Here is an 8,929-nt window from a genome sequence, read left to right on the forward strand (position 1 = left end):
CCGCACCCCTCGCGGGGTGCGGCGCTGTGAGCTCGTGCGGTGGAGACGGAGTGTCAGCTCGCGTCGCGTGCCGCTTCTTTCTCGGAACCGGCGCCGGCCGTCGAGAGCTGGCCACCCGCGTTCTCGAGGTGCGCACGCACGAACCAGTGGAACAGCTCCAGCTGGCCGCTGTGTCCGATGAGCAGGTCCTCGGTGACGGGGTCGACCTTGCCGACCTCCTCGATCGCCGCGCGGTAGTCCGAGATCACGCCGGAGTAGACGAGGTCGAGCGCGCCGAGGTGCTCGATGGCCGGCGCGCGGCCGATGCTGTAGTCGTCCCACTTGCGCTGCGAGACGATGGTGCCGGGGGTGCCGAGTGCGGACGAGCCCAGCGTCGCGATGCGCTCCGCGACGTCGTCGGCGAAGCCGCGCACGGCCTCGACCTGGGGATCCAGCATCTCGTGGACGGAGATGAAGTTGGGTCCGACGACGTTCCAGTGCACGTGCTTGAGCGTCAGATGCAGGTCATTCAGGGCGTTGAGGCGGTCCTGGAGGACCTCCGCCACATGGGCACCGTCGGCGACGTCCATGCCGGGAACGGTGTACGAGGCCGTCTTCTGCGTCGTGTCAGTCATGCACCGTGGATTCACCGTCGGCCCCTCGTTCAAACCCCCCGGCGTCGCAGGTCACACCGGCTCGGGGGCATGGTCTCGGTGTGGTCCGGAGCGACCCCGCATCTGCGTAGGCTGAGCGTCGTAGCGTTGTCGAGAAGGGTGTTCCACGAGTCATGCGAGTCTTCTTCTGCCGCAAGTGCGGTCAACAGCTGTCGTTCGAGAACTCCATCTGCCTGAGCTGTGACAGCAGGCTGGGATTCCACCTGCCGAGTCGCAGCATGCAGGTGCTCGACGACGATCTGTCCGTGGTCGTGGACGGCACCACCTGGCGACGCTGCGCCAACATCAAGTTGGCGCAGTGCAACTGGTTGGTCGACGCGACGGACGGGGACACGCTGTGCCTGTCCTGCGCCCTCACCCGCACGCGGCCCGCCGACTCCGACCAGGAGGCCATCGCCGAGTTCGCGTCCGCGGAGACGGCGAAGCGCCGGGTGGTGCTCGAGCTCGACGAGTTGCACCTGCCGATCATCGGGCGGGACGAGAACCCCGAGGGTGGTCTCGCTTTCGACCTGCTCTCGAGCGCCAACCGCAACGTCATCACCGGTCATGCCAACGGTCTGATCACGCTGGACCTCGCCGAGAGCGACGACGTGCACCGCGAGCAGCTGCGGGTGTCGATGGACGAGCCCTATCGCACGCTCGTCGGCCACTTCCGGCACGAGATCGGCCACTTCTATCAGATGGTGCTGATCGGCAGCGGTGAGCATCGCGCGCGGTTCGAGGAACTCTTCGGCAACCCGGACGACGATTACCAGGCGGCACTGGATCGGCACTACAGCGAGGGTGCACCGGACGGCTGGAAGAAGAACTACGTGTCGTCCTACGCGACGATGCATCCGGCCGAGGACTGGGCGGAGACGTTCGCCCACTACCTGCACATCCGGGACACCCTGGACACCGCTGCGGCCTACGCCTTCGCGCCCGCCGGATCCACCTTCGAGGCGCCACTGGCCGGCGACGTCGGTTTCAGCCGGATCATCGACTGGTGGCTACCGCTCACGTGGGCACTCAACCAGCTGAACAGGTCCATGGGACACCAGGACCTCTACCCCTTCGTCCTGCCGGCGAAGGTGCTGGAGAAGATGCGCTTCGTCCACTCCGTCATCGTCCCCGACGAGGTCTGAGCAGGCGCCTTCTACCAGGAACCGCTTCGTTCGGGAGGCAGCCGGGCGATGAGGGACCGCGCGCACTCGATGGTGAGCGTCGTGTCGTGGGACAGCACGTAGTCGTACCGACGTTCCATGTCGGGTCCGGTGTCGCCGAGGTCGCGGGCAGCGAGCACCGCGGAGAAGTGGGGCGTCAGCACGACGACGTCCCATTCCTCGCGCAACGCGTCCGACGCGGCGAGGTTGGCGCCGCGGATCTTCGGGGCAGGCTCGGTCCCGATGTCCTCCGCGAGCGCGCCGACGAGCGTCGCGTTCATGGCCATCAGCTCCCACCGTCGTCCGGTGATGGGCGTGAAGTGCTTGACGTGCTGGAACGCTCCGAGCATCAGCGCGGTCTGCTGGCTGTCGGTCGCCATCGCCTCGAGGTTCTTGCTGATCTCGATGAGCAGACGCTTGCTCGCGCGGCGTACGTCGCGACCGCCGGCAGCCAGGTTGTACGGCGTCGACATCGGGGTGAAGCCGCGATCGCGCGCGATCTCGAACTCGAGGGGTGATCCCACGGGACTGTCGACGGAGAGGTCGGTGGTCGATCCGTAGAGGGAGCCCTCGCCGACACGCGCTCCCATGGCCTGCGCCGTGAGCGCTGCTCGTGGGGTGTCGATGCCCTCGGCCATTACCACGGCGCCGGTGCGCTCCACCTGGGCCGCCACGGCGTTGACCACGCGGGCCGTGAAGCGATTGGGGCGTGTGGCCAGGAGGGTCCGGTCCAGCTTGATCACGTCCGGCTCGAGCAGCGGGAGCAGAGCGAGGGACTCGGGCCGTACTCCCACGTGGTCGACGGCGATGGCCCAGCCGAGTCGTCGGACCTCGGCGACCACCTGCATCAGGTGCGCCGGTCGTCGGATGAGCGCGGTCTCGTCGAACTGCAGCACCGCGCCGCCCATGTCGTGGTCCCGCAGGTCGGGCAGTTCCGTGAGGGAGTCGGGGTCGACCGCGATGAACAGGGGCAGTTCACGAGGAAGCTCGGCGCGCGCGGCCTCGCTGAGCGCTCCGTTCCACCGCGCGGCGTCGAGGTCGGGTGTCATGCCCATCGACTTCGCGGCCGACGCGAGTGACACGGGGTCGGCGAACGACGAGTCGGCGGGACCCAGAACGACCGCCTCGTACCCGACGATGGCATCGGTCTGCAGATCGATGATGCGCTGGAACGACGTGCGGAGGCTCTCGGGACCGAGCAGATCGCTGAGTCCGCCCCCGTCCCGGTCGCCGGAGAACAGCACGGGACGGGCCGGCCTGCTTCCGGCTGTGTTGGTTCGGTCGTCGATCACCACGGCGTGTGCCCTTCCGTCATGTCGGCGCGTTCGCGAGGAACGTGCTCGACCCTCGACCGCCGCCGTGGTTTGACAGGAGTCCTACGTCATCCCGACACGGCGCAGTCAGCGCCCTCCCGGGTGTCTCACCACATTACCCGATTGGCGATGGGGACCACCCGTATGTGTTAATTGCGGTGCGATCAGGTACAGCGACTTCGCTAGGGATGGTTCACAAGCATGGGTGCTCGACGTTCGGTTCGTTTCCTCGCTCGTTCGGCTGCAGGCGTCCTCGCCGCGGCCGCCGTCACCGTCGGGGTGGCCGTGCCCGCGTCCGCGGCGCCGCTGTGGCCCGGTGGCCCGGACATCTCGCTCCCGCCGATCCCCGGCATCACCGCCCCCGCGCCCGGTGTCCCGACACCGCCGGTCGCCCCGCCCGCACCCGTCGAGGCGCCGCGTGGTCCCGCGAACTTCTCCGCTCCCGCACTGAACCCGTCCGCGGGCGAGGTCGTCGGTGTCGCGCAGCCGATCATCGTCCGGTTCGCCGCCCCGATCGACGACCGCGCGGTCGCCGAGCGGGCGATCGACGTGACCACGTCCGCCGGTGACGTCGCCGGCCGCTTCTTCTGGTTCTCCGACAGCCAGGTCCGCTGGCGACCCGACGTCTTCTGGCCGGCGAACACGACCGTGACGGTGACCGCGGGAGATGCGTCGTCCACCTTCACCGTCGGCGACGCGATCGTCACGACGGCCGACGACGACACCAAGACCATCACGGTGACGCGCAACGGCGAGGTGGTGCGCACGATGCCCACCTCGATGGGCAAGGTCGGCCACGAGACGCCCAACGGCACCTACATCGTCGGCGAGCGTTTCCGCGACATGTACATGGACTCGTCCACCTACGGCGTGCCGGTCGATGCGCCCGAGGGCTACCGGACCTACGTGGAGTACGCCACCCGCATGTCGAACAGCGGCATCTTCGTCCACGCCGCGCCGTGGTCGGTGGACAGCCAGGGTGTCGAGAACGTCAGCCACGGCTGCCTCAACGTCAGCACCGAGGACGCGAAATGGTTCTTCGAGACGGCCCAGAAGGGTGATCCGGTGGTGGTGCAGAACACCGACGGCGGCATTCTGAACGGCCGCGACGGCCTCGGCGACTGGCAACTCTGAACGATCACATCTCGGACCGATACTGATCGGTCCATGTTCACCATTCGTTCGCTTTACCTACGCTAGTGTCCCACCGGTGAGAGCAAGCCCGCCGCGATCGCGGCCGGTGGTCCAGCGCACCTTGCCGGAACTGCCACCCGCACAACGATCTTTCCTCCGTCGACCGTGGCGCGACTACGCGCTGTTCCTGGTGTTGGTCGGGCCGAACCTGGTCCTGCTGGGCGTGTTCACCTACCGGCCGCTGCTGGACAACATCAGGCTCTCGTTCTTCGACTGGAACATCTCGTCGCCGACGTCGACCTTCATCGGTCTCTCGAACTATCGCGAATGGTGGGGGCGCAGCGACACGTGGCAGATCGTGTCGAACACCGTCATCTTCACCATCGCGGCGGTGGCGGGCAGCATGCTCCTCGGACTCGTCCTGGCGATGCTCCTCGATCGCAAGCTGCGCGGCCGTAACATCGTCCGGTCGGCCGTCTTCGCTCCGTTCGTCATCTCCGGCGCGGCCATCGGTGTGGCGTTCCAGTTCGTGTTCGATCCGAACTTCGGCCTGATCCAGGACGTCATGCGGCGGTTCGGCTTCGAGGGAGTGCCGGACTTCTACCAGAGCCCCGGGTGGGCGCTGTTCATGATCACCGTGACGTACCTGTGGAAGAACCTGGGCTACGCCTTCGTCATCTATCTCGCAGCGCTGCAGGGTCTTCGGCAGGATCTGACCGAAGCCGCGCAGATCGACGGCGCGAGCCGGTGGACGACGTTCCGCAAGGTGACGCTTCCTCAGCTGCGTCCCACCACGTTCTTCCTGTCCATCACGGTCATGCTCAACTCGTTGCAGGTCTTCGACATCATCAACGTGATGACGCGGGGCGGTCCGCTGGGTACCGGCACCACCACGATGGTCTATCAGGTGTACGAGGAGTCATTCAGGAACTTCCGGGCGGGCTACGGCGCGACCGTCGCCACGATCATGTTCCTGGTGCTGCTGATCATCACCGTCCTGCAGGTGCGAGTCATGGATCGAGGTGACGCGCGATGAGCGTGATCGACAGGGCACCGGCCGCCGCCACTGCCGACGATGCCCGCCCGGCGCGGGACGCCGCCCGGCGTCGTCGACTCTCCACACTCTTCGGCTACGCAGCGATGGTCGTGGTCATCGTCATCATCGGGTTGCCGCTCTTCTGGATCGTCGTCACCTCGTTCAAGGAGCGCGGTGACATCTACGTGCAGCCGTCGGTCTGGTGGCCCGCGGTGTTCCGCCCGGAGAACTACGACGAGGCGACGACCACCGTTCCGTTCTGGACGTTCCTGAAGAACTCCCTGATCATCACCAGCATCCTGGCCGTCGTGAAGTTCGCGCTGGGCGTGCTCAGCGCCTACGGCCTCGTCTTCCTGCGCTTTCCCGGCAAGACGATCGTCTTCCTCGTGATCATCGCCGCACTGATGGTGCCGAACCAGATCACGGTGATCTCCAACTACGCGCTGGTGGCGCAGTTGGGGTGGCGCAACACCTTCCAGGGCATCATCGTGCCGCTGGCGGGCGTGGCATTCGGAACGTTCCTCATGCGCAACCACTTCCTGTCGATACCGCAGGAGATCATCGAGGCCGCCCGCATGGACGCCGCCGGCCCGGTCCGCCTGCTGTTCCGGGTGGTCCTGCCGTTGTCGGGCCCGACCATGGTCGCGTTCGCCACCATCACCGTGGTGAACGAGTGGAACGAGTACCTCTGGCCGTTCCTGATGTCGGACGACTCGTCCGTCGCGCCGCTGCCGGTGGGCCTGACCCAGTTGCAGAACAACGACGGCGTCACCAACTGGGGGCCCGTCATGGCCGGCACCGTCCTGACGATGCTCCCCATTCTGATCGTCTTCCTGGCTCTCCAGCGTCACATGATCAAGGGCCTCACTTCCGGCGCCGTCAAGGGCTGACCAACCTATGAACAAGGAGCACATGATGCAGCCATTCTCTCGCCGCGGATTCCTCGGACTGTCCGGTGCCGTCGCCGCCGGTGCCGCCCTCACCGCTTGTGCCGGAACGAGTTCGACGAGCAGCTCGTCGTCGTCCGGTGGTGGCGATGCCAGTACGATCACGTTCTGGTCGTCCCACCCGGGCAGCTCGAAGGACATCGAGAACGAGCTCATCTCGCGCTTCCAGACCGCCAATCCCGACCTGACGGTGCAGATGGTCGACGGCGGCAAGAACTACGAGGAGATCGCGCAGAAGTTCAACGCGGCGCTGTCGGGCGGGTCGCTGCCGGACGTCGTGCTGCTCTCGGACGTGTGGTGGTTCAACTTCGCGTTGCTCGGCGCGATCTCGCCGCTGGACGACCTGTTCTCGCAGGCGGGCGTGAACACGAGCGACTACGTCGACTCGCTCGTCGCCGATTACAACTGGAACGACAAGACGTGGGCGCTGCCCTACGCCCGCTCGACCCCGCTGTTCTACTACAACCGCGAGGTGTGGACTGCTGCCGGACTCCCGGATCGCGGGCCGGCCACGTGGCAGGAGTTCGACCAGTGGGGCCCGGAGATTCAGCGCGCCATCGGATCCGGCAAGCTCGCGCACGGCTGGGGCAACGCGGAGGACTACCTGGGGTGGACCTTCGAGGGCCCGATCTGGACGTTCGGCGGCAGCTACTCCGACGAGTTCGATCTGAAGTTCACCGACGAGCGCACCATCGAGGCCGGCAACTTCCTCAAGGACATGATCCACACGAAGAAGTACGCGGCCGTGTCCAACGACATCGCCAACGACTTCTCCGCGGGCCTGCTCGGCTCGACCATCGCGTCGACCGGCGACCTGTCGGGCATCACGAAGAACGCGAAGTTCGACTTCGGCACGGCGTTCCTCCCCGCCGAGGCGGGCACTCCCGGGTGCCCGACGGGTGGCGCCGGACTGGCCATCCCGGCGAACATCCCGGACGAGCGGAAGATCAACGCGCTCAAGTTCATCGAGTTCGTGACCAACACCGAGAACACGGCGTACTTCTCGCAGAACGTCGGCTACATGCCGGTGCGCAAGTCGTCCGCCACCGACGCCTCCGAGGTCGCGTTCCTCGAGCAGAACCCCCGCTCGCGGACCGCGGTGGACCAGCTCGCGCGGACCCGGTCGCAGGACTACGCCCGCGTGTTCGTGCCCGGCGGCGATCAGATCATCGGTGCGGGTCTCGAGCAGATCGCCCTGCAGAACGCCGATGTCGCGTCGACGTTCTCGGGTGTGCAGGATCAGTTGCAGCAGATCATCGATCGCCAGATCACTCCCAAGCTGCCCAAGTAGAAGCGGACCACCTCTGTCATGGCCTCGGTACATTTCGTGGAGACGACCCACCGCTACGCGGGAGCACCGACTCCCTCGGTGGACGCGCTCAGTCTGGACATCGCGGACGGCGAGTTCCTCGTGCTCGTCGGACCGTCGGGATGCGGCAAGTCGACGAGCCTGCGCATGCTCGCCGGGCTCGAGGCGATCGAGAGCGGGCGCATCGAGATCGGCGGCAAGGACGTCAGCGGGTTCGCACCCAAGGAACGTGACGTCGCGATGGTGTTCCAGAACTACGCGCTGTATCCGAACATGACGGTGGCGGAGAACATGGGATTCGCGCTGCGCAACGCGGGAATGTCGAAGGCGGACACGGCCGTCCGCGTCGAGGAGGCGGCTCGGATGCTCGAGCTCGAGCCCCTCCTCGGCCGGCGTCCGGGCAAGCTGTCCGGCGGCCAACGTCAGCGCGTGGCGATGGGGCGCGCGATCGTGCGTCGCCCCGAGGTGTTCTGCATGGACGAGCCGCTCTCCAACCTGGACGCGAAGCTCCGGGTGAGCACGAGGTCGCAGATCGCGTCGTTGCAGCGCCGGCTCGGCACGACGACGGTGTACGTGACGCACGATCAGGTCGAGGCCATGACGATGGGGGACCGGGTCGCGGTCCTGAAGGGCGGTCTCCTGCAGCAGGTCGCGAGTCCGCGAGAGCTGTACGCGAACCCGGTCAACGACTTCGTCGCGTCGTTCATCGGCTCGCCCGCGATGAATCTGCTCGAGACGGACGTGGTGGACGGCCACGCCGTCCTGGGCGGCGCGCGCATCCCGGTGCCCGCCGCGCACAAGGGAAGGATTGTCGTCGGCGTCCGCCCCGAATCGTGGGAACTGGTGGGCGAGTCCGACACCGAGGCCGTCGAACTGACGACCGAGCTGGTCGAGGAACTGGGCGCGGAGTCGTTCGCGTACTCGGTGGGACCGGCCGACGCCGGCTGGACGGCCCGCGGTGGCCGCGTGGTGGTGCGGGTGGATCGTCGTGTCGTGGTCGGTGCGGGCGAGCGCCTGCGCGTCCGGCCGGACGCGGGTGAGGTGTATTTCTTCGATCCCGAGTCCGGCCTACGCCAGCGCTAGATGTTCTTCGCGGGGAGGTTGTGGACGGTGAGTCGCTCGATGGGTGACTTGCCGTCGATGCCTGTGTGGGGTCGGTGGTGATTGTAGTGATGGACCCAGTCCTGGTAGGTCGCTGCGCGGGCTTCGTCGGAGAGGTAGGTGTGGGCGTAGGCCCATTCCTGGTTCAGGGTGCGGTTGAACCGTTCGACTTTGCCGTTGGTCTGCGGTCGGTAGGGGCGGGTGCGCTTGTGCACCACCGATCCGAGTGCTTCGGCGAACAGTGTTGACCGGTAACAGGATCCGTTGTCGGTGAGCACTCTGGCGATGGTGATG

Annotated in this window: 9 protein-coding genes; 6 read left to right on the plus strand and 3 right to left on the minus strand. The window is 66.7% G+C overall.

Annotated elements, in window-relative coordinates:
- Positions 1 to 53 precede the first annotated feature (53 nt).
- Positions 54 to 614 carry a Dps family protein gene (locus BR07_RS0114835; RefSeq protein WP_027506121.1) on the minus strand — a complete coding sequence of 187 codons (561 nt, stop codon included), beginning with the start codon at positions 612 to 614 and terminating at the stop codon, positions 54 to 56.
- 152 nt (positions 615 to 766) lie between these two features.
- Here BR07_RS0114835 and BR07_RS0114840 point away from each other — a divergent pair, with 152 nt between their 5' ends.
- Positions 767 to 1,777, plus strand: a complete 1,011-nt coding sequence (locus BR07_RS0114840) for a zinc-binding metallopeptidase family protein (protein WP_027506122.1) — start codon at positions 767 to 769, stop codon at positions 1,775 to 1,777.
- A gap of 11 nt (positions 1,778 to 1,788) precedes the next feature.
- On the opposite strand, the gene BR07_RS24740 is transcribed toward BR07_RS0114840, so the two are convergent.
- Positions 1,789 to 3,090, minus strand: coding sequence for an EAL domain-containing protein (locus BR07_RS24740; protein ID WP_231476370.1), 1,302 nt, complete (start codon positions 3,088 to 3,090; stop codon positions 1,789 to 1,791).
- Between the two features lie 219 nt (positions 3,091 to 3,309).
- On the opposite strand from BR07_RS24740, the gene BR07_RS0114850 reads away from it, so the two are divergent.
- The 5 genes from BR07_RS0114850 to BR07_RS0114870 all read left to right on the plus strand — a co-directional run bounded on the left by BR07_RS0114850 (position 3,310) and on the right by BR07_RS0114870 (position 8,617).
- Positions 3,310 to 4,242, plus strand: a complete 933-nt coding sequence (locus tag BR07_RS0114850; RefSeq protein ID WP_027506123.1) for a L,D-transpeptidase — start codon at positions 3,310 to 3,312, stop codon at positions 4,240 to 4,242.
- A gap of 76 nt (positions 4,243 to 4,318) precedes the next feature.
- Positions 4,319 to 5,278: a carbohydrate ABC transporter permease gene (locus tag BR07_RS0114855; protein ID WP_051613419.1), complete on the plus strand. Its 960-nt coding sequence runs from the start codon at positions 4,319 to 4,321 to the stop codon at positions 5,276 to 5,278.
- A complete protein-coding gene (locus BR07_RS0114860) occupies positions 5,275 to 6,168 on the plus strand; it encodes a carbohydrate ABC transporter permease (protein ID WP_027506125.1) in 894 nt (297 codons plus the stop codon). Before BR07_RS0114855 ends, BR07_RS0114860 begins: the two co-directional genes overlap by 4 nt.
- Positions 6,169 to 6,193: 25 nt before the next feature.
- Positions 6,194 to 7,516 (plus strand): ABC transporter substrate-binding protein, encoded by a 1,323-nt coding sequence (locus BR07_RS0114865; protein ID WP_027506126.1) that lies wholly within the window; start codon positions 6,194 to 6,196, stop codon positions 7,514 to 7,516.
- An 18-nt stretch (positions 7,517 to 7,534) separates the two neighbouring features.
- Positions 7,535 to 8,617, plus strand: coding sequence for an ABC transporter ATP-binding protein (locus tag BR07_RS0114870; RefSeq protein WP_027506127.1), 1,083 nt, complete (start codon positions 7,535 to 7,537; stop codon positions 8,615 to 8,617).
- On the opposite strand, the gene BR07_RS0114875 is transcribed toward BR07_RS0114870, so the two are convergent.
- A partial coding sequence (locus tag BR07_RS0114875; RefSeq protein WP_027506128.1) for an integrase core domain-containing protein occupies positions 8,614 to 8,929 on the minus strand: 316 nt, incomplete at its 5' end. The genes BR07_RS0114870 and BR07_RS0114875 overlap by 4 nt on opposite strands.

The sequence above is a fragment of the Rhodococcus sp. UNC23MFCrub1.1 genome (genome assembly GCF_000686025.1).
In the GTDB taxonomy this organism is placed as follows: domain Bacteria; phylum Actinomycetota; class Actinomycetes; order Mycobacteriales; family Mycobacteriaceae; genus Rhodococcoides.